The 23,264-nt window shown below is 35.4% G+C and carries 12 protein-coding genes; 7 read left to right on the top strand and 5 right to left on the bottom strand.

Annotation, left to right across the window (positions count from 1 at the left end; all coding sequences use genetic code 11):
* Positions 1-17: 17 nt before the first annotated feature.
* The 4 genes from JQC67_RS01845 to JQC67_RS01860 form a co-directional block, all read right to left on the bottom strand.
* A complete protein-coding gene (locus tag JQC67_RS01845) occupies positions 18-2,768 on the bottom strand; it encodes a TonB-dependent receptor (protein ID WP_203251160.1) in 2,751 nt (916 codons plus the stop codon).
* 204 nt (positions 2,769-2,972) lie between these two features.
* Positions 2,973-4,820, bottom strand: coding sequence for a glutamine--fructose-6-phosphate transaminase (isomerizing) (gene glmS / locus JQC67_RS01850; protein ID WP_203251161.1), 1,848 nt, complete (start codon positions 4,818-4,820; stop codon positions 2,973-2,975).
* Between the two features lie 176 nt (positions 4,821-4,996).
* Positions 4,997-6,787 (bottom strand): DUF4270 domain-containing protein, encoded by a 1,791-nt coding sequence (locus JQC67_RS01855; RefSeq protein WP_203251162.1) that lies wholly within the window; start codon positions 6,785-6,787, stop codon positions 4,997-4,999.
* Between the two features lie 5 nt (positions 6,788-6,792).
* Positions 6,793-7,602 carry a glycogen/starch synthase gene (locus tag JQC67_RS01860; RefSeq protein ID WP_203251163.1) on the bottom strand — a complete coding sequence of 270 codons (810 nt, stop codon included), beginning with the start codon at positions 7,600-7,602 and terminating at the stop codon, positions 6,793-6,795.
* A 103-nt stretch (positions 7,603-7,705) separates the two neighbouring features.
* Between JQC67_RS01860 and panC the strand changes: the two genes are divergently transcribed.
* The 5 genes from panC (at position 7,706) to radA (ending at position 12,530) form a co-directional block, all read left to right on the top strand.
* On the top strand, positions 7,706-8,551 hold the full coding sequence (panC, locus tag JQC67_RS01865) for a pantoate--beta-alanine ligase (RefSeq protein WP_203251164.1): 846 nt from the start codon (positions 7,706-7,708) through the stop codon (positions 8,549-8,551).
* Between the two features lie 26 nt (positions 8,552-8,577).
* The gene (gene panD / locus JQC67_RS01870) at positions 8,578-8,928 is read left to right on the top strand and encodes an aspartate 1-decarboxylase (protein WP_203251165.1); all 351 of its coding nucleotides are present in this window, start codon (positions 8,578-8,580) and stop codon (positions 8,926-8,928) included.
* A gap of 1 nt (position 8,929) precedes the next feature.
* Positions 8,930-9,895 carry a lysylphosphatidylglycerol synthase transmembrane domain-containing protein gene (locus JQC67_RS01875; protein WP_203251166.1) on the top strand — a complete coding sequence of 322 codons (966 nt, stop codon included), beginning with the start codon at positions 8,930-8,932 and terminating at the stop codon, positions 9,893-9,895.
* 29 nt (positions 9,896-9,924) lie between these two features.
* Entirely contained in the window at positions 9,925-11,067 is a 1,143-nt protein-coding gene (locus JQC67_RS01880; RefSeq protein ID WP_203251167.1) for an alpha/beta hydrolase, read from the top strand.
* A gap of 101 nt (positions 11,068-11,168) precedes the next feature.
* Complete coding sequence (gene radA / locus JQC67_RS01885) at positions 11,169-12,530, top strand: DNA repair protein RadA (RefSeq protein ID WP_203251168.1); 1,362 nt, start codon at positions 11,169-11,171, stop codon at positions 12,528-12,530.
* 104 nt (positions 12,531-12,634) lie between these two features.
* Here radA and JQC67_RS01890 read toward each other — a convergent pair whose 3' ends face one another.
* Positions 12,635-13,675 (bottom strand): NADP(H)-dependent aldo-keto reductase, encoded by a 1,041-nt coding sequence (locus JQC67_RS01890; protein ID WP_203251169.1) that lies wholly within the window; start codon positions 13,673-13,675, stop codon positions 12,635-12,637.
* Between the two features lie 297 nt (positions 13,676-13,972).
* Between JQC67_RS01890 and JQC67_RS01895 the strand changes: the two genes are divergently transcribed.
* Positions 13,973-22,381 carry a T9SS type B sorting domain-containing protein gene (locus tag JQC67_RS01895; protein ID WP_203251170.1) on the top strand — a complete coding sequence of 2,803 codons (8,409 nt, stop codon included), beginning with the start codon at positions 13,973-13,975 and terminating at the stop codon, positions 22,379-22,381.
* A gap of 156 nt (positions 22,382-22,537) precedes the next feature.
* On the top strand, positions 22,538-23,257 hold the full coding sequence (locus tag JQC67_RS01900) for a hypothetical protein (RefSeq protein WP_203251171.1): 720 nt from the start codon (positions 22,538-22,540) through the stop codon (positions 23,255-23,257).
* The last annotated feature ends 7 nt before the right edge of the window (positions 23,258-23,264 follow it).

A 23,264-nucleotide genomic window follows, 5' to 3' on the forward strand; every position in this document is an offset into this window, starting at 1 on the left:
CTCATCTGTAGCAATTATTAATTATTAATTACCCATGATGCATAATACATTGAGCCAATAAATCCGGTTCCGAACGCAGTAAAGTATTCTTTACCTCCTAAATTGGTACCACCAATTTTAAATGTCGATTTTATCTTTGGCACATTAAAGTTGATTTGTGCATCAACTGTATGAAATTCAGGCACTAGACCATTACCAAATGTAGCTTCCCAATAGTAATCGTCACTAAATCTATATGCAACATTGAAACCTACATTCTTAAACACTTCAGGATTTCCAAAAGAAGCTTTAAACTTATGTTCTGGCGTATTGAAGTTCGTTGTAAAATCAGGATATAATTCACGTTCAAAATCTAACTTAGAGTAAGTATAACTACCTGATAAATTGTAATTACCCAAAACTTTCATCCCTAATTCTATGGACGCACCATATGAATTTACATCTGCCTTAGAATTTGTATATGAACTATACGCTTGATAATCACCATTTGCAATTGCGGCCACAGATAATGCTCCGTCACCTACAGCACCATATAAAGGAGAAACCACTACTTCTTGTGAAATAAAATCTTTAAACCTATTATAGTAAGCACTAAAATCTATTGTTAGTTTACTAACCTTACCTCTATAACCAATCTCTGAAGACGTTACTTGCTCTGGCTTAATTAAATTTGGATTTGAAATCTGCAAATCAGCTGGATTTCCTGTTTGACCCAAAGAAGTAACAGAAGAAAGAGAATACGAATTTTCATAAGCGGCTCTACCTGTTTGAACTACTGACTCAGGCACACCTAAAGCTTGCCCTTCTTCACTAATCTGATAGGTACGTGAATATCTATCTAAGTTATCAGGTGCTGATCCAACCAAAATCGCTCTACCTGCATCAAGGCCTATAAATAAATCTTGAGTGGTAGGGTTACGAAAACCAGTTTGAATAGAAGCTCTAATATTATGGTTTCTATTTAGTGTAAAACCAGCAGAAATTCGTGGCGAAACAAAGCCATCAAAAAATTCAGATTTATCATACCGTGCAGAACCCGTTAACTTTAAAGATTTTTCATTCTTCAAAGGAATTGTTTTTTGAATTTGAGTATATATTCCATATTCAGAATAATCAATTGTTCCATCATAATCTGTATAAATACTTCCTGAAGAGTTTAAAGCATATTTTCTATAAGAGCCGCCTACTTGAATATCAGCTATTTCAATTAAATGACTAAAATTATAATTTGCATCTGCATGATAATATTTAGATGCATCTTGAAACTTAGACCCTGTTGTTAAATCTGGATCATTTACGCTTCTATTAAAAGCAGCTTCAAACTCAGGTGTTCCTGGCTCGAAACGACCTGTATCAGCAACTTGACGCGCCTGGGAATGCTTTTGCGCTTCGGTTAAATCAGCCCCTGATAAAGATAGACCAGCATACGTTTGAATATAATCACCAAACCAATCTTCATCAGACTTCCAAGCTCTGTTGATATTAATGCCGGTAAAAACCATATCATAAGATTGTCCCGCTTTATCTGCTACGACGTAGCCTCTAACGAAAAAGTTATCGTTTCGGAATTCAATTTTGTGTTGTTGTTGAAAAAACTGCTTTATATTATATCTGTTTGTACCTTGATAGATTGTGTTACCTGTACCTACTTTACCCACATAAGAAACTTCAAAATCAGTTTCCCAAGGACGATAATACAAGCCCCAATCAGCCTTAATGCTTTCGGCATTATAATCAGTTAAATCACGCTCGTTATAACCAGTTCTACTAACAACTACATCTGGAATGACACCTAATCCGGAAGCAGCCCGTATATTTGTTGACACTTCATCGCCATAGACATTAATACCATCATAATTGTAGTCTGCACGAGTACCTCCTTCTGTAGTTTTGTCCACTTCACTGGTTGCAGCCCAATCAGTACCTTTTAAGTATCCAAAGTTCACTTTACCAGCAAACTTCTCACTAAATTTATGTGCAGCTCTTATGCCAATATCTGTGTAAGCATTGTTACCAGCGGCTTCTTGAGAGGTTATTCCTCGTTTAACACTAGCACTTATACCTTGATAATCAAAAGGATTTTTACTACGCATGAACAAAATACCATTGAAAGCATTGGCACCATATAACGCTGATGATGCACCGGGTAGAATTTCAACGCTTTGCACATCAGTTTCAACCATACCCACTAGGTTACCAATAGGAAAGTTTAATGCTGGGGTAGAATTATCCATTCCATCCACCAATTGCATAAAACGATTATTAGCGAAGGTTGCAAAACCACGTGTGTTTACTGATTTAAATGTTAAACTATTCGTATTAACATCAACTCCTTTTAAATTTTCAAGTCCATCATAAAAATCAGCCGAAGCCGTATTTTTAATTTCTTGAAGGCCAAAACGTTCTACCGTAACCGGAGATTCAAAAATACGTTCAGGTGTACGTGAGGCCGAAATAACCACTTCATCTAAAAAGGTTTGAGCCTCATTCATAATAATGGATAAGGTCTGAGTACTTGAAGTTACATCAGCTGTAGTTTCAGAATAACCGATACTTGTAATTTCTAATTGAAACGGTGGTGTTTCGTCAGTCTGCAAGCTGAAATTACCATCAAAATCAGTGGTTGTACCAATAGCTTTACCACTAATAACAATATTGGCGCCCGGCACAGGCTGACCATTGTCATCAACAACGGTACCAGATATCGTTGTTTGAGCAAATGCAAATATCCCAAAAAATAATAGGGGAACTAAGAATACTGTTCGCATAATTTGTTTACGTTTTGTTAGTTACTAAGTCACCTGCAAGATACCTAATTTTCGGATTCACAAGGCATAAATTGAAAAAAAATTATGCATGCATAGTATTTATTTGGCAAAATTCTATTGGTTTAATAGAACATTCCACAAAAAAAGCATAAAAAAAGACCCTATTATCAATAGGGTCTTCAAATTTGTAAGATAATACTGTATTTACTCGACAGTGACAGATTTTGCAAGATTTCTTGGCTGATCTACATTACAATTTCGCATTACAGCAATATGATATGACAATAATTGCAATGGAATTGTTGTCAGCAATGGTGTTAAAGACTCAAATGTTTCAGGAATTTCAATACAGTGATCAGCAAGCTCTTTTACTTGAACATCACCTTCTGTAACAATTGCGATAATTTTACCTTTTCTAGATTTAATTTCTTGAATATTGCTCACTACTTTTTCATAGTGTCCTTTATTCGTAGCAATTACAAATACTGGCATGTGCTCATCTATTAGGGCAATAGGTCCGTGTTTCATTTCAGCCGCAGGATATCCTTCAGCATGAATGTAACTAATTTCTTTTAGCTTCAATGCACCTTCAAGCGCAACTGGAAAATTATATCCTCGCCCTAAATAAAGACAATTCGTTGAATCTTTATATACATCAGCAATTATTTCAATAAGTGGATTAGATTCCAAAGCCTTCTCTACCTTAGAAGGTATCGTCTCAAGTTCAGTCAAATATTCATGAAATTGTGAATCTGTAAACAACTCTTTCTCCTTCGCTAATTTTAAAGCTAACAAAGTCAATACTGTTATCTGAGTGGTAAAAGCCTTGGTAGAAGCAACACCTATTTCAGGACCAGCATGCGTATATGCACCGGCATGAGTTTCTCTTGCAATTGAAGACCCAACCACATTACATACTCCGAATACAAAAGCTCCATTTTCTTTAGCCAATTTTATTGCAGCAAGCGTATCTGCAGTTTCACCCGATTGCGAAATAGCAATAACTACATCATTCTCAGTGATTATTGGGTTTCTATATCTAAACTCAGAAGCATATTCTACCTCAACAGGTATACGTGCAAGGTTTTCAAATATATATTCTGCAACTAACCCCGCGTGCCAAGAAGTACCACATGCAACAATAATAATTCTATTTGCATTTAAAAACTTATCTAAATGTTGATCAATACCAGCCATTTTTACAATACCCTGCTTGGCAAGTAATCGACCTCTATATGTGTCTAAAATTGCTCTAGGTTGCTCATAAATTTCCTTCAACATAAAGTGATCAAAACCACCTTTTTCAATTTCTTCAATATTCATTTGAAGTTCTAGAATGTTTGGATAAGCAACCGCGTCATTCTTAATCTTTCTTAATTTTATCTCTTTACCCAAACGTATAATTGCCATTTCTTCATCTTCAAGATATATAGCATTGTTGGTAAATTCAATAAATGGGGAAGCATCAGAAGCAATAAAAAATTCATTATCTCCAATTCCGATAGCCAAAGGGCTTCCTAATTTGGCAACAACTATTTCATCTGGCTTTTTTTTATCAAAAACCGCTATGGCGTATGCACCAACCACTTCATTCAATGCAATTTGAACCGCTTGACCCAACATTACATTTTCTTTTAATTTTACCTCTTCAATTAGGTTTACCAATACTTCGGTATCTGTATCAGATTCAAAAGTATACCCTCTCTTAATAAGTTCTTTTTTAATAGACTCATAATTCTCAATAATGCCATTATGAATAATGACCAAATCACCTGAATTTGAATAATGTGGATGAGAGTTTACATCATTTGGCACACCATGTGTAGCCCAACGTGTATGACCAATACCTAAATTACCACTTAGTGAAATCTCACTTTTGGCTTTTTTCTTTAAATCTTCAACTTTGCCTTTAGTTTTACAAAGATTTACAGATGCACCATCATAAAGCGCAATACCAGCACTATCATACCCTCTATATTCAAGACGTTGAAGTCCTTTAATTACAATTGGATAAGCATCTCTATGGCCAATATAACCTACAATTCCACACATATAAATCTATTTTCTTAGTTCGAAAATTTTTAATTACAAATTTTAGATAAAGACTAAATTTCGATATCCTTTTATAGCAATAGAACGTAAAATATCGACAAGTGGTATATGCAACTCCAAAAATAACGAATACAAGCAGTATGGTTTAAAATATTACAAAAACAAAAGATAAAATTCTAGTTCGTTTCGGTATAAAATATTTGAAGTTTTAATTTCATATCATCCTCAGCAGCTGTAACATTACTACCGTAAAGCACCGTACTTAATGGCGTTAAAACAGAAGATACAGGTAACTCCATCTCAGTACCATTAGCAAGTATTACATTACGAGCAGCTGTTATTCTTACATCGGCTGGCACTTGAATACCTAAAGTTGCATTTACAGAATCTCTAACAATGATATTATTTAAATGATTGGTAATATTAACCGTGTATTTCACGCCTTTCTCACCTGATTTTTCTATAAGCCCATCATAATTCAAATAAACCTCAAGAGGCGTATCTTCTGTACTATATTCAGTGGCAACATTAAACAAAGGCGCATTGGTTTCTGCATTAAACATATAAAGCCTAGGCGGTTCATTTTCTATACTTGCAACAGCATCTTGGTCTACATAAAAAACAAGATTAGCCTCATTAATTATCCAATTCTTAGCCTTTATTTCATTAATTTCAGACTCATCTTCAAATAATTGTATTTCTGCATAAGTACCTGATCCACCCTTTAAATAAAGTCTTGAAGCATTTTCTTCAGAGAACATCGTATTACTTATTTCTGAAGGATAATCATCATTGATAAAAGTATTAACAGCATTACCAGAAGTTGATGTAACAAGTGACAGATTGAATGAAGCAGTCAATTCTTCAGTAGTATCAGCATCTACAATACGATCATAATGATAATAGACCTCAATACGCGCATTAGCAAGATTCAGTAGAAAAAGTAGTTCTGAATCTGACGGAGTAACAGATATGTTAATTCCTCTAAAAAAATCTTTAAAGTTTGCAGCACTAAATAACTCCGTACTACCTTCCTTATCAAGAATGTTAGTTTGAAAATAATCTACTCCAATAGGATCTAACTTAACACGTATGCCTGGAGCAACTTTAGTTACTGTAGCTTCATTTTCTTCAGTATCGGGATCATCTTCTTCACCAGGTAATATATATTCTTTATTATCAATCAAATAATCACCTTCAAAAAGGACTTCTTCAGTAAAAGTTGGTGAAAATTCTTGATTTGAATAATATTCCTGGGCTTCTTGATAGTCAGTATTTGGATCTAGATCACGCAAGTAATATGTTGACCTTTCTACTTTTAATTTAAAGGATTGCGAACGATTACCATAAATACTATCTAATTCAAAAGTTTCAGCAAAACCAAGTACGTCTAAAGAATCATCAGTACCATCTGGTATTCCATCACCATCAGTGTCTGGATTTTGAGGATTTGTACCGTTTGAAGTTTCTTGAACATTCGAAATTCCATCATTGTCGCTATCATTGGTTGCATCTAAAATATCATCACCTACTTCTGCAGAATCTGGAACTCCATCTGCATCAGAATCCAACTGATTTAATTGATACGGCAGATAAACAACTACACTATCAATAGTTTCATTTTCAGGAATTGCATCACTATTGGTGTCTTCAGTATTTTGGGTATAAATACCAAAACTTGGGTTTGCAGTTGACAATTGAACTTGACTGTTAATTGTAGCAACTGTTTTACCATAAACTGGGTCGTTAAAAACGCCCAATTGATATATTGGTAGTTTATTTGTCTGAACGGCTTCAATTTTTTTATTGAAGGCCTTTACATTATATGTAGCAATACTTGTACTGAAAGGTTTACTACCAATCACAGTTGCACCAATAGTTGTTGGTTCTTCTGTACAAGAACACAAAATGGCAACCAGTAAAAATCCCGCGTAAACGGGAAGTTTAATTCTCTTCAAAAAGTTCATTTAAATTATTTTAAAACTTCGGTGTTATAAAAATTCGCATACGCCTCTTCGAACTCTTGCAAAGTGACATATGGTAACACTGGTTTTTGAAGGTTGGTAATATGCTTTTGCAAATCTTCTGGAATTTCTTCCGCTGCTAAAATAACCGCATCTGAATAATCTACAGCTACTTTTAACAAATTATTATAGTCAGGTTTAGCAAGAGCTTTAATATTCTCTTCCGGTATACCATCATAGGCTACCTTCTTAATCATATCACCATCTAATTCACCATCAAAACCTTTACCATAAATAGAGGTAACAATTTTGCTATCAGCAAAAAGTGGTTCATCGGCATAAAACTTTCTGAGATAAAGTGGCAAAAGAGACGCCAACCATCCATGAACATGAATTATATCTGGTGTCCAATTCAATTTTTTAACCGTTTCTACAACACCTTTAGCAAAGAATATTGCTCGCTGATCGTTATCTTTAAATAGATTTCCATCAGGGTCAGTAAATGTAGCTTTACGCTTAAAATATTCATCGTTATCAATAAAATATACTTGTATGCGCTCTTTAGGTATAGAAGCTACTTTAATTATTAAAGGCATATCCATGTCATTAATAACTAAATTCATTCCTGAAAGACGAATAACTTCATGAAGTTGATGTCTTCTTTCATTAATATTACCATAACGCGGCATGAAAATCCGAATTTGGCCTCCATTGCTGTTGACCATTCTTGGAGTTTCATAAGACATAAGGGAAACTTCGTTCTGCGGAAGATAGGGTACTAATTCAGAAGATACGAATAATATCTTTTTGCCATTCATAAAAATTGTATTTTGAAATTCGTTCAAAAGGAATTGCAAAATTACGAAAATTATGCCGATTAGCCTTAATTGTAGTAAGTTTGCGCGCTTTTAAATATAAATAGTGAAAATAGTTAGAACAAAAAACGAACTCAAATCACTTCTTTCTGGGCTTGACACTTCATCTGGAGTAGGCTTAGTGCCCACTATGGGTGCTTTACATGAAGGGCATATGTCATTGGTAAAAAAAGCTTTTGATGAAAACGCAATAACCGTTGTAAGTGTATTTGTGAATCCAACACAATTCGATAATAACGACGATCTTGAGAAATATCCGAGAACTCTAGACGCTGATATTGAACTTTTAAAGCAAATATCTGATGAAATAATTATTTTTGCACCCAGTGTTTCAAATATTTACCCAGATGGTCAATATTCAGAAACATATGACTTTAAAGGATTAGACCAAGTAATGGAAGGAGCCTTTAGAGAAGGACATTATAATGGCGTCGCTACCATTGTTGAAAAATTTCTCAATCTCGTTGAACCCACCAAGGCTTATTTTGGCGAAAAAGATTTTCAACAGCTGTTAATTATCAAAAATCTAGTCGCGCTTAAAAAAATACCTGTCGAAATTATTGGCTGCCCAATAGTGAGAGAAGAAAACGGGTTGGCTAGAAGTTCTAGAAACGAAAGGCTCTCAAAAAAAATGCGAGATGAAGCATCTTTTATTCATAGCACTTTATCTGAGGCAAAAAATAAATTTGAGAAAATGAGCGCCAATAAAGTCTTAGCTTGGGGAAAGAAACAATTTGAAAAGCACCCAGATTTAGACCTAGAATATCTTAACATTGCAGAAGCATCAACACTTAAGCTAACAAAACGAAAAAAGCCCAAAACAAAATACATGTTGTTTATTGCAGTTTATGCTGAAGGAATTCGGCTTATCGACAATATAGTTTTGAACTGAATTGAATCAAATTAATTAACTTTACAATGCAAATAGAAGTCGTAAAATCAAAAATACATAGAGTAAAAGTTACTGGTGCAGACCTTGACTATATTGGCAGCATAACCATTGACGAAGACTTGATGGACGCTGCTAACATAGTGAAAGGTGAAAAGGTTCAGGTAGTCAACAATACAAATGGTGAACGATTAGAAACCTATGCTATACCTGGCCCACGTAAAAGTGGAGAAATTACCCTTAATGGTGCGGCTGCTAGAAAAGTAGCTAAAGGTGATGTTTTAATTTTATTCACCTATGCACGTATGGACATTGAAGAGGCAAAGAAATTTAATCCGTCTTTAGTTTTTCCAAATGAAGAGACAAACCTTTTAGAATAACTTGAACAAACAACTAAAAAGGATATTAAAAACGATACTCCCAATTGCATTGGGAGTTTTTTTTGTTTGGTATTGGTACAATTCAACTTCGCCTTCAGATAGGCAACAAATTTTGTATTATATCAAACAGGCCGATTTATTCTGGGTCGGCATTTCTATGGCACTTGGCATTTTAGGCCATGTATCTAGGGCAGTAAGATGGAATTACTTACTTAAACCCTTAGGTTATCAACCGAGGTTAAGTAATAATGTTCTCATAATTTTAATGTCGTACTTCGCAAATTTAGGGGTGCCAAGAATGGGAGACTTACTTAGAGCACCTGCTTTAGCAACTTATGAGGGTGTGCCCGTTGAAAAGGGATTCGGCACCATTGTCACAGAACGGGTCATTGACGTACTCATGTTGTTCTCTATAATTGCAATTACTTTTTTATTACATACCGATATCATCTTGGGTTATCTACAAGAAATTGGGTTTCCCTTAAACAAAATCATCCTATTACTAACAATGGGGCTAGTCGGTTTAGCAATCTTTACGCTATTCATTAAAAAATCAAAACATCAATTTGCCATAAAAATTAAAGACTTTGTAACTGGCCTAATGGAAGGTGTGCTAAGTATCTTTAAAATGAAAAACAAATGGCCTTTTATTCTACATACTTTTTTTATATGGGGATGCTATATTGGCATGCTCTGGGTTATTAAATTTACAGTTGCTGAAACTATTGTCCTTTCATTAAGTCAACTTATGGTTGCTTTTGTTGCCGGAGCATTAGCAATGATGTTCACCAATGGCGGTATTGGTCTATACCCAATAGCAGTCAGTAAAGCGTTAGCCATTTTCGGAATTAGTAATATCTCTGGTGATGCCTTTGGATGGATTATGTGGACATCTCAAACCCTAATGATAGTGATTTTTGGGGCAATATCTTTTCTCATTTTACCGTTATTGAACAGAAACCGCTAGACAACTACAAACTGGCCAAATCTGATTACATGAAACGTTTATCCATACTTTTCACATTCTTTCTATGTCTTGGCATGAGTGCTCAAGTAAAAGTAGAAATCTTTGAATCTTTTAAATTACAAGAAAGACGAGACGTCAAGTACTATTTTCCTGAAGATTATGATGAAGCCAAAAAGTACCCTTTAATTTTGGTTTTAGATGGTGAATATCTTTTTGACCAAGTTGTGGCAAATACAAAATTCTATAGCAGATTTCACGGCATGCCACAAAGTATTGTTGTTGGTATTGAACAAAGTCAAAATCAAATAAGACTTGATGATTGTGCTTTTGAGCCAGATAGCGGCCTGCCTACCGAAAAAGCAAAAAAGTTTTTCGAATTTCTTGGTATGGAAATAATACCTTACCTAGATTTAAACTTCAATACTGCTCCATTTAAAATGGTAGTTGGGTACGATATTACTGCAAACTTCATGAACTATTGGCTTTTTAAAGAACACTCTTTATTTAATGCCTATATTAATATAAGTCCAGATCTTGCGCCAGAAATGGAAACAAGAGTTCCTGCAAGACTTGGATCCTTTGACAAACAAATCTTCTATCAATTAATTTTAGAAGGTGAAAAAAACAAGAATACGTCACGTATTTTAGCAATGGACAAAGCTATTAAAGCCATAGATAAAGAAACATTGCATTACAATTTCTACCAATATGATGGTGCAGATCACATTTCTGTTGCTACGTATGGCATAGGCAAAGCATTCGATAATATATTCGCAATGTTCAAGCCAATTAGTCCAAAAGAATACAAAACTCAATTATTAACTTCAGACGAACCAGTATTTGATTACTTAGCAACTAAGTATAAAAATATTGAAGATCTTTTCGGATTTAAAAAAGATGTAAACTTAAATGACCTTATGGCTGTTTATGCAGGTATTCGTAAGAAAGAAGATTATGATTCATTAAAGCCATTATCTGAACTTTGTAAAAAAGAATACCCAGAAACAATGCTCGGATTTTACTTTGAAGGTGAGTATTTTGAGCAAATGGGTGAGCCAAAAAAGGCACTACGTACCTTTGAAAAAGCTTTTGGTATGGCTGAAATTGATTTCTTAACCAAAGAAATGGCCTTAGAAAAAATTGACGCACTTAAAGCCGATTTTGGGTACTAAACAACTCCATTTATAGGAGTAAAATAGATAACCCTTTAATTAATAACACTTCCAACATTTTAAAGTTTGCTTTATCTTCGCCATAAACCTCAACTAGGATAATGGCCAAAACTAAAACAGCTTTTTTCTGCCAAAACTGTGGCACCCAACACGCCAAATGGGTAGGGCAATGTACAGCCTGTAAAGAATGGAATACTGTTGTTGAAGAAGTAATTCAAAAAGCAGAAAAATCAAGTTGGGAAACAGAAACTAGTCCACTTAAAAAAGCTGCGAAACCACTTCGTATAAATGAAATTAGTACTGAGAAAGAAATCAGACTCAACACGTTTGATTTAGAATTTAATCGGGTTTTGGGTGGCGGATTAGTACCTGGCGCACTAGTACTTTTAGGAGGCGAACCTGGCGTTGGAAAAAGCACCCTATTATTACAAATTGCTTTAAAATTACCCTATAAAACATTATATGTTTCTGGCGAAGAAAGTCAAAAGCAGATAAAGATGCGAGCAGATCGCATTCATCCAGAAAGTGACAATTGTTTTATTCTAACGGAAACAAAAACTCAGAATATATTTCAACAAATTGTTGCCACAGAACCTGATATTGTAGTAATTGATTCTATACAAACCTTACACACAAACGCTATTGAATCGGCAGCAGGAAGCATTTCGCAAGTTCGAGAATGTACCGCTGAATTAATAAAATTTGCAAAAGAAACTAACACACCGGTTATTCTAATCGGTCATATTACAAAAGACGGATCTATTGCAGGGCCTAAAATTTTAGAGCATATGGTTGATACTGTGCTACAATTTGAAGGCGATAGAAATTATGTTTATCGAATTTTAAGGGCATTAAAAAATCGTTTTGGATCAACTTCAGAATTAGGTATTTATGAAATGCAAGGGGGCGGATTAAGACAAGTGAATAACCCCTCAGAAATATTAATTTCAAAAAATGATGCAGGTTTAAGTGGCACTGCTATTGCGTCAACAGTTGAAGGCATGCGTCCGCTAATGATTGAAATACAAGCATTAGTAAGTACAGCTGTTTACGGAACGCCACAACGTTCTACAACAGGGTACAATGCAAAACGACTCAATATGCTTTTAGCAGTTCTTGAAAAACGAGCCGGATTCAAACTTGGTGCAAAAGATGTCTTTTTAAATATTACTGGCGGCATTTCAGTAGATGATCCAGCAATAGATTTAGCAGTAATTGCTGCTATTCTCTCTAGCAATTCAGATATTTCAATTGAGAAAGGAGTTTGTTTTGCTGCAGAAGTAGGTTTAGCCGGAGAAATAAGACCTGTACAACGTATTGACCAACGTATTTTAGAAGCTGAAAAATTAGGATTTACAACTATTTATGTCTCCAAAAACAATAAAATAACACTAAAATCTCCAAAAATTGAAGTATTAATGGCGACAAAAATTGAAGATGTTGTGAGTTCATTATTCGGCTAACGTTTATCACGCATAATGCGTGCAAACACCATAATAATTATGATTACAGCAATTATTAATGCTACCTGCCAAAAACCAATTTTAAGTGCAATCATATAAATATTTTAAGGTGCTGGGTTAGGAAATTCATCGTGTATTGCTTCAATTCCAGCAAGAACCTCATCACTTAGTTTTACATCAATACTAGCAATATTTTCTTTGAGTTGATCCATAGTAGTCGCCCCAATAATATTGCTTGTCACAAATGGCCTAGTATTTACAAAAGCCAAAGCCATTTGAGCCATGGATAGATTATTTTCTTGAGCTAATTTATGATACTTTTCTGTGGCTTTTACTGATGTTTCGTTACTATATCTTGTATAATTAGGAAATAATGTGATTCTTGATGTTGCTGGCTTCATCCCTCCTAAATATTTACCTGTCAATGTGCCAAATCCCAAAGGTGAATATGCTAAAAGACCAACTTTCTCACGAATTGATATTTCTGAAAGTCCTACTTCAAACTGACGATTTAAAAGACTATACGGGTTTTGAATGGTTACTGTTCTTGGCAAAGAAGCATGTACTTTACTTTCTTCTAAAAAACGCATCAACCCCCATGGAGTCTCATTTGACAGACCTACTTGTCTAATTTTTCCTTCTTGAATTAAATCACGGAAAGTTTCTAATAATTGATGAATATTGTCTTTCCAATGATCACTTAAGTCATATTCAAAACCACGTTTACCGAAAAAGTTTGTGTTTCGATCTGGCCAATGCAGTTGGTAAAGATCAATGTAATCAGTTTGTAAACGTTTCAAGCTTAATTCTACGGCATTTGTCACAGTTTCTCTGGTAAACCCAATTTCACGAATGAATTTTGTAAAATCTGCTTTTCCAGCAATTTTAGAAGCTAAAACAATTTTATCTCTATTGCCATTTTTCTTAAACCAAGTACCAATTATTTTTTCTGTATCGGCATATCTATCCGGATGTGCAGGTATGGGATATAATTCAGCTGTATCAAAAAAATTAATTCCTTGATCAACTGCATAATCCATTTGTTCATGACCTTCCGCTTCGGTATTTTGTCGACCCCAAGTCATTGTACCTAAACAAATTTTACTTACTTCAATATCAGTATGTTGTAAGGTAGTATATTCCATCAGCTAAATTCAATTGCTATTTATAGCCGCAAATTTAGCGATTTTAGCCTGTTTTCAGGCTTTGACCACAACCATTTTACAAGCATTTAATTATGTGCAGTTTGCAAGAAAATTATGTTAATCAGCAAATAGATATAAATTCTTAGTAAGTATTTAGGCAAATTCACTTGTTTTTACCTCGTGTTCAACCATTTCAATATATAATAAAACGCCCTTTATCACGTTATTTCAAAGCCAAAAGTGTGTGAAATCGCCAAACGATCACCGCTTTTAACCAACTAAAGAAAAGACCTACTTATGACTTCGCCAAAAATATTTACAGGCAGTAACAGGCTTAGAGTGTTCATAATTCTCGCCTTAGCAGTATCATCTTTGTTTGCATATGTATTACCTAAATCAGCCAACATAATAGCTGATAATGCAAATATTGAGGAAGAAATAGTTCTTCCTACTCACCCACTTTCTGGCATCTCAGACAATGTAGTAATTTGCGGTAATGATGGTAGTGAGGTACATGAAATTTATTTATGCGGTGCCAGTGATGAGCGCCTACTTACTGCAAGTATTTCAAATTTTAAACAGATTATTTGGTCAAAACTGCAAGAAGGTAGCTGTACTGCTTCTCAGCCAAACTGCCCAAGTACTTCACCCACTTGTTCATGGACCCAATTAAGCACGAATACACAATACACTACAACAGAGAGTGGTGAATACCGAATTTATGTTCAGTATAATGATAATAGTGTAGAAAGATATTACTTCAATGTATACTCAAATGGTCTAAACCCTAGTGCTGTTGTCTCTGACATTGATTGTAGCAGCCCTGGTAGTATTACTATTAACAATGTACCTTCAACTTATGAATTTAGTATTAATAGTGGTGCTACATGGCAAGACTCAAATGTATTCTCAATTGCCAATGTAAATTCATATGATGTACAACTTAGAAGAAAAAATTTCACTGGTGGTTGTTTATTTGAAGTTAATGACATCCAAGTAAACAATAATAGTATTGACGCCTCATCTACTCTTTTACCAATTACGTGTAATAATTCTAAAGGTGGTATTCAAATAGACATTAACGACGCATCATCAACCTATATTTACGAAATTAGTCAAGGTGGAAGTTTAGTAAACTCTTCAGGTCCTGTTTCAAGTAGTACTTATACGTTCAACAACTTGGATGCAGGAACCTATGATATTGAAATAAGACTCTCTAACAATTTAAGTTGCACATGGACAGCAACTCAGACGTTACCACCATTTAACGCGGTTCAACCAAGTGCAGTTGTAACAAAAAATATTGATTGTACAGACGGAATAATTTCAGTTACGCAAACAGGTGGCACTGCCCCATATGAATATAGTGTCAATGGAAGTGCAACTTTTACGGCTTTCGCTTCAGGCAATCAAACTACAATACCGGTTACTACGTCCGGAAATTACACCATCACTGTTAGAGATACAAATGGCTGTGAGGTCGATTCTGCACCAGTTAATGTGGTTGTAGAACCTGAAATTATATATACCCTTAATTCAAAAAACATTACCTGTAATGGAAACGACGATGGAAGCATTTCGTTGGATGTAACTAATTCTCAAGGATATTCAACGACCTTTAGTAATGACGGGGGTAGTACATTTCAAACCTCAAATGTATTTAGTAACCTAGCAAGTGGCACCTATAATATTGTTATCAAAAAACAAAAAGCTGGAAGCTCTTGTGATTTAGTTCATGGTGATGTTACAATTAATACGAGTCCTGCATTTATTGTTTCAGCATCTGTAACCCAACAAATTGATTGCTCAAGTGGATCCGCTACTATTGCTACAAGTGTAACTTCAGGAGGCACTGCCCCTTTTGAATACAGTACCAATGGTGTTACTTTTCAAACATCAAGTGATTTCACAGGATTAGGAGCTGGTGATTATACAATTACTGTTAGAGATGTTAATGGTTGTACTTCAACTGTAAATCAAACTGTAAATGCAGGTTCCAACCTATCAGACCTTACTTTTTTAACAAGTGATATTGATTGTAGTACAGGCGAAACTGATGTTCAAATAGTTGTACAAGGTGGGACATCTCCATTTACATATAGAATTACGGCTCCGAGTGTTGTTAATACACCTGATGATACTTTTCTTTCATTACCTCCAAATACCTATACTTTTGAAGTCACAGGTGATGATGGCTGTGTAATCGTTAGAAACTACACCGTACCTGAACCTAATGCTACACAAGTGACAGCTACTGTAAAAAACAATGTAAGTTGTTTTACTTCAGGTACAGCTGATGGTGTAGTAGATTTAACTGTAAATAATTTTGATACAGAATATAGTGTAACCGTTGAAGATAGTGCAGGAAATTCAACCGGAAGTCATGATGCATTTAGCATAACCACTTCTAATTATTCAATTACAGGATTACCTGCTGACACTTTTACAATTTATATTTCAGATGCTTCAAGCGTTTGTCCGAAACCAATAGTTGTTACCGTAGCTGCTCCTTCTTCTGCACTTACCGTTGACTCTATTGATGTGGCACATTTAAATTGTGGCACACCAGGTTCTGTAACTATTGAAGCTTCAGGAGGCTGGGGCAATTACACGTATACTTTAGAGCAACCAGACAATACTTTTACACCATTTCAATCAAGTAAAACAATCACTGGTCTTACACAAGTAGGAACACATATTGTAAACGTACGTGATGTAAATGGTTGTTTAGTTGATACTACGACTTTTGATTTAGAAGATCGTGGAGGTCCAATTTCTATAGTAGATCAAGCAAATTCAAATTACTGCTATAGTTCGTCCACAATGGGAGAATTAAAAATAGATGTAACAGATAATGGTTATGCTCCATACTTTTATGTAGTTAATAATGGAACACCACAACCTGTTGTATTAGGCACATTTACTTTATCAAATTTAACGCCTGACACCTATGAAGTAAAAGTAATTGGAAATAATGGTTGTGAAACAATTGTAGCGGATACCAATATTTCTGGGCAACTATTTGCTTTAGGCAGTATTACTAAACCGTTAGGGTGTGGTTCTAATCCTGATGCTAATATTACAGTAGTTCCAGAAGAAGGATATCCACCATATACATATAGGGTAGATTCTGGATCTGGATATAATCCAACAGCAATGCCATTTGCAACTTCTGTCGCAGGTACATTCACATTTGAAGTTACTGACGCAAAAGGTTGTTTGTTCATAACAGACCCTGTTGAGGTTACAGCATCACCAGCCATGACAGTATCAACTAATATTTCTAATACGGCTTGTGGTAAAGAAGGTACTGGTTCTGTTGAATTAATTGCACATGGAGGTACACCTCCATTTACATATAGTTTTGACGGAAGTCCTTTTTCTCCACAAACTTTATATAATGGCTTAGATGCCACAAATTATAATTACTCGGTTCGCGATGCATTAGGTTGTGAGATTCTTAACCAAGTTGCTATAGTTGGTGCCGAAGATGCAATCACTGCCGATGTAACAAAAACTGACATTAGTTGTAACCCAGTTGTTCCTCCTGGAGGTAATATTTGGGGTAACACAAAGATAGATAATATACAAAATGCTGCCGGTTTACTTAATATTAAATTAATTAGAGTAAGCGATCCTGCTGCTCATGCCGCAGGCACTGCTAGAGAATGGACCTATAGAAATTATGAAAATGTAGACATGTCTCTTCCTGCTCATGCAGATGGTTTTGATATTAGGATGACATGGGCTCATTGGTTTTATGTAATAATTGAAGATGAAAAAGGGTGTATTTACGAATCTGATTTATTTGAAATAACACAACCACCACTACCTTGGATTCAAAAAGCTGAAACAGATTTAGATCAATCATGTGCAAATGGTGCTACCTTTGAGGTAGAAGTGGGGGATCCAACAGGTCTTGTAGGCCCGTTTAATTATCGTATATGGCCTTATGATGAAGATAACCCTCCAGCATGGCGTAGTTTTGAAGTGCCAAATTCTCCAATTTCAGGAACCGTTGGTCAAAACGAAGCCTATGGTGAGGATACAGATATAGGTTTGTATGAAAGAGATTTAAGAATAAGTGGGCTACTTTTTGGAGTTCAATATTCGATAGTCATTCTTGATGAAGCGACAGGATGTCAAAGAAGTAGAAGCTTAGGAATTGTACATGCCCCAGAGGCTCCAAATAATGCTATTGATGTTGTTTCTACTCCACAAAGTTTATCTTGTTATTCAGGTAGTGATGGTAGAGTTAGGTTCTCAGTTACCGGAGCAGACGATACAGGTGTGACAGATGTCAATGGTGATAGTGATTTTTCTGGTGCTGATGGTAATACAACTATAAAATGGTCGATAAAACATTCAAGTGATTACGGTCAAACTTCAGGATCTATACCTAGTTATCGTCAAAATGGCACACATACGGTACCAACTTCAGGAGCAAGCACCATAGAATTTGAAGTACCAAACCTTAGAGTAGCTTGGTATGTCGTAGAAATAGAAACTGAATCTGGTTGTAAATCAGGTAATAGGTTTTTAATATATAGACCTAAAACTCGCTTAAAGTTGGAACTTGACCAGTATGTATCCGCTAGTTGTAACTATGGGGCGCAAATTGCCGTAACTGCTAAAGGAGGTTGGGATGATCAAGCTTATTTCAACGTAAGAAACAAGTTAGATCAAACCGGTTGGCACGAATATGAATATGCATACGTTGTAGCAAGTGATTATCCAGACCCTACTTTAATTCCAGCAGCTTCTTGGGGAGCTAATACTTTTGCGACAGTAAATCCAACAGCATATGATGGCGATCGTAATGTTTACCAAGTATTTGTACGAGATGGCGGTGGTTGTATTGCAGCATTGGACACACCGATTACTATTACTTATGACGATGAACCAGTAATAGACACTGTAGATGTTACAAACAGATGTACTTCTACAAACGAACTTTATGATATTGTAGTTACACTCTCTAATCAGGGTACAAATCCAATTAATGGAGCTCCATCCTATATATGGGATGGTGTAGTAACTACTTCATCAACGAGAAGGCTTGGTCCTGGTAATCATATTTTAGAGGTAAAAGATGAGAAAGGATGTTCCGTGACCGAAAATATCTTCATTTACCCTCAAATGGTGACTTCGGCTAAAGTAACAGAATTAGAACCTTGTAGCCCACCAAATAGTGGTGAAGTAACCATTACTGTTTATGGAGGATCATTGGATTATACTTTTGAACGATTAGATAATAGCGAAATAAATAATACCGGAGTGTTCACCGGACTTACACATTCAACTCCGTACGATTTTAGAATTACAGATAATCAATCAGGTTGTCCAGTTCAGACTGTAACAGGGGTGACTATTGATGCTCCTATTCAACCAGACTTTGTTATTGATTCCATTGAAAATATTACTTGCAATGGCGCCGATGATGGAAAAATAGTCGTTTCTCAAGCTCCATCTTCAGAAAATTTAGATGTTACCTATGAATATAGTTTAGATGGTATTACATATCAAGCACCTAATGTATTTGATAATTTGGCACCTGGAGTATACACAGACATAAGTGTACGTTCTTCTAAAAATTGTATTCAAATTTTACCGACACAAACCTTAACAGAACCTTCGGTATTAGTACTAGACCCACCTACTGTTTCACCATTTACATGTACAACAGATAATGGACTAGGTATGGCTACAATTACGGCGACTGTCGATAATGGAACTGGAACACCAACAGGTACAGCTCCGCATAATTATAGTTTTAATGGTAGTAGTTTCAACACTACTAATTCATTTGAAATAGCATATACCAATACAGCACAAATTATAACAATAGATGTTATTGATGCTAATGGTTGTACAGATCAAACTACAACCACCATTCCTGCAGCCACAAAAGTAACTGCAACTATTTCAGAGACACAACCAATGGATTGTGATGATGATGCAGTCTTCAATGTAGTTGGAGCAGATGGCAGTGGAATACCTAATTATGAAACAAGAGAACTTCCTTCAGGAAATCTTATAAATGGAACCGGACATGGCACTATTACCATTCCGGCAGGAAATCCAGGTACTTACGTATATGAATTAACGGATACTGCAACGGGATGTACTGCACAAGTAACCTATTCTGTAGCTCCTTTTGAAACTATTGAAGTGTCTTCAACTAAACTGAACGATATTACTTGCTTTACAGCAACAGATGGTGGTTTAGAATTTACTGTTACAGGTTATTCAGGTAATTACGATTATGACATTTATAACACAAATGATCTTGTAACCCCTGTATTAAGTGGCTCAACAAATACTTCAATGGGCACGGTCAGCACAAATATATTAGGTGCAGACACTTTCTTTGTGGTAGTTGATGCAACCGATGCACCCAAATGCGAGGCACAATCCAACTACATAACAATACAATCACCAAGTGAGGCTCTTGATTTCACTTATGAAACTACGCAAACTTTGAGTTGTGTTCCAGGTAGTGATGCTCAAATTACAGCAACACCAGTTGGCGGATGGTCAGGTTATGAATTTGAGTTAGTTGATCCTGCAAACCCTGGCACTCCTATTCAATCATTTGATCCAAACAATGTATTCAATGGTCTTAATTCAGGTATAAATTATGAACTTACTCTAAGAGATTCAGGTGGGTGTGATAATGTTATGCAAGTTATTACAATACCTACGATAGACGCAATTGTAACTACCGAGGCAAGTACAAACCCTACGTGTAGCGGATTGACAAACGGAACCATTACAGTTAATGCTACAAGAGAATTTGGTAACGGTCATACAAATTTCTCTTATATTTTAAATAATATAATAGATGGTGTTAGCAGTGTTCCACAAAGTGGCAACGTGTTTAGCAATCTAGTTGAAGGCCAATATTCAGTAACCGTTACTGATGGCAGAGGCTGCGATGTAACTACAGCTACTATAGACTTAATTGATCCAGCCGAAGTATCTGTTAATGGAGCAATTACCCAAGAACCAAGTTGTACACCTAATTTAGGTGAAATCACATTATCAGCGACTGGTGGTTCGGGAATTTATGAATATCGTATGATTTCTCCAGTTATGAGCGCTTGGACAACCAATAATGTATTCGACACCTTAGGTCCGGACACCTATGAATTTATAGCACGCGATGCCGATCCATTAAACTTATGTGAATCTCCAATATCGGTAATTCGCACCATAAATGTAGTAGAACCATTAGAAGTTACTGTAGATGCAACAAACACAATTATCAACTGTTTCGGTGAGATGGATGCTGTATTAATTGCAGAAGCCACTGGTGGTTTAGGTGATTACAGTTACGAATTACAAGATGGCTCAGGCACTGTATTAGTACCCGCTCAAACATCTGGTATATTTGAAAATCTTGGTTCAGGCACGTATCGAATTAGAGCTTTAAGCGGCATTGATTGTGTAGACATTTCAGAAAATATCAACATAATTGAACCTCCATTATTGAGAGCGACCTTATCTGATCAACGAAATGTTCAATGTTTTGGTCAAGCTGATGGTAATGCTACTATAACAGTTACTGGTGGTGTAACACCGTATAGTTATACTTTATCATCTGACCCTCAAAAAACACTTGACACCAATTTCTTTGAGAATCTTGACGTAGGCAGTTATACAGTAATAGTTCAAGATGCAAATGGTTGTGATGTTGAAGTACCAATAGTTATTACTGGACCTACTGAAGCTTTAGCAGTTACAATCACGAGAGTTGAAGATGAGCTTTGTTCTAGTGATGATAATGGTCTTATTGAATTACAGATTACTGGCGGTACCGCTCCATATGAGTACAGTTTACAAAACAGTAGCGGGTCATTTAGTCCAGTTAGTAATCCAAATGCTTTAGTAATCGACAATTTAGACGGAGGTGCTTACATAGTCTATATCCGAGATGCCAATAGTTGTACTGAAAATGTATTACAAGAAATTGAGGTAGGTGCAGACTTAACAGCAACTTTTGAAACTATTTCTGAGTGTAGAGATGGTCAACCGGTCAACATAACAACGGTAACAGTTGAAGATGATACAATTGCATCTGATGTCATGTATGCTTTAGACTCTGAAGATGTTAATTCATCTCAAGAAAGTCCGGTGTTTGAGAATATTGCTCCAGGTACACATTACATTAGTATTTTACATTCTGGCGGATGTATTGAACGCCTTGAAAACATTGTAATAGAAGTACCAAATCCATTAGTGTTGACAAATCAACAAGGTGGTATCAATGAAATAAAAGTTGAAGCAACAGGTGGTGATGGTAATTATACCTATTATTTTGACAATCATTCTAGTCAAGAAGGAATTTACCACATAAACCATACTGACACTTATAACGTAAGAGTAGTTGATGGCAAAGGTTGTGAAACTTCAATTGACGTATACTTAGAATTCATCGATATTGAAATACCAAACTTTTTTACCCCAGATGGTGATGGTGTTCGTGATACTTGGGTAATAAGAAACTCAGAAGGTTTCCCAAATATGCTTGTAACAATATATGATAGATACGGTAGACAAATAAAACAATATATTGGCATGGGTGAATGGGATGGATCTTATAAAAAAGTAGATTTACCAACCGGAGATTATTGGTATACAATTAAACTAAATGGACCAAATGACGACCGTGAATTCGTTGGTCACATGACTATATATAGATAAAAATTCAATATTAACTTAAAAAAAGGCTTGACAAATTTGTAAAGCCTTTTTTTATTTCTACGCTAATCGGAAATGTAATGAACTTACATCTTTAAATTGTTAACCTTCTATTTTTTACTTCATAAAAGAGCATATTAATCTTAAAAGTTTTTTATTATGAAAATTAAAGGGGGAATTATTACAAGAGGGTTACTTCTAATAGCATTGATTATGACGTCTTGTCAAAAAGAAGAAACCGAAAACGAATTATTTATTGAAAGTAGTCAAGAAGAAGGTTTTACCAGTAAAACTGGTTACAATGATTCGGAACTCGTGTCAAGTCTAGAAACATTAACTCCAGTATTATATAAACAATATAGTGGGTCATTAAGTAGAGAGGATGCAGAAACCTCTTTTCTAGAGGAAGTACATAAATTCATGATAGAAGAAAAAAGTGCCAGCAAATCAGAAGCTTTCATATATATTAAAGTTGCAATCAGAACTGATACCGATCCTCACAGTCAAACTGATGGTAATGTCTGGGGTAGGATTAATTTTTTAACTAACAATGGAGATTATCAAGTACCTTGGTTCAGATTAAATGATCCCTCAAGAAATGACTTTGAAAATGGTTCTTGGGACTTTTTCTATTTAAAAGGTCATATACCAAGATCAAATTGGATTGAAGTAAAAAATGCCACCTTAGCCCTACAAGGAACTGATGGATGGAATGTCAAATGGTTTGACGTTCATTTACAAGATGATAGTAGATATTCAAGAGCTTCCGGTAGAACCGATATCTATAATAATCCAGAAGTTTGGTTGGATAATACAACAAATAGTGGGTGGGATTTTTACAATACTGGAAATGTCGGTAGAGGTAGGTTAACCTTCTAATAAATAT

Origin of the sequence: Aurantibacter crassamenti (assembly GCF_016811105.1) — a bacterium.
GTDB classification, from domain to species: domain Bacteria; phylum Bacteroidota; class Bacteroidia; order Flavobacteriales; family Flavobacteriaceae; genus Aurantibacter_A; species Aurantibacter_A crassamenti.

Bases quoted from the DNA above. Each gene is read 5' to 3' on its own strand.
- JQC67_RS01890 (WP_203251169.1), bottom strand. From the start codon at position 13,675: ATGGAATATACTACCTTACAACATACTGATATTGAAGTAAGTAAAATT.
- panD (WP_203251165.1), top strand. From the start codon at position 8,578: ATGCAAATAGAAGTCGTAAAATCAAAAATACATAGAGTAAAAGTTACT.
- JQC67_RS01855 (WP_203251162.1), bottom strand. From the start codon at position 6,787: ATGAACTTTTTGAAGAGAATTAAACTTCCCGTTTACGCGGGATTTTTA.
- JQC67_RS01860 (WP_203251163.1), bottom strand. From the start codon at position 7,602: ATGAATGGCAAAAAGATATTATTCGTATCTTCTGAATTAGTACCCTAT.
- JQC67_RS01880 (WP_203251167.1), top strand. From the start codon at position 9,925: ATGAAACGTTTATCCATACTTTTCACATTCTTTCTATGTCTTGGCATG.
- JQC67_RS01900 (WP_203251171.1), top strand. From the start codon at position 22,538: ATGAAAATTAAAGGGGGAATTATTACAAGAGGGTTACTTCTAATAGCA.
- glmS (WP_203251161.1), bottom strand. From the start codon at position 4,820: ATGTGTGGAATTGTAGGTTATATTGGCCATAGAGATGCTTATCCAATT.
- JQC67_RS01845 (WP_203251160.1), bottom strand. From the start codon at position 2,768: ATGCGAACAGTATTCTTAGTTCCCCTATTATTTTTTGGGATATTTGCA.
- radA (WP_203251168.1), top strand. From the start codon at position 11,169: ATGGCCAAAACTAAAACAGCTTTTTTCTGCCAAAACTGTGGCACCCAA.
- JQC67_RS01895 (WP_203251170.1), top strand. From the start codon at position 13,973: ATGACTTCGCCAAAAATATTTACAGGCAGTAACAGGCTTAGAGTGTTC.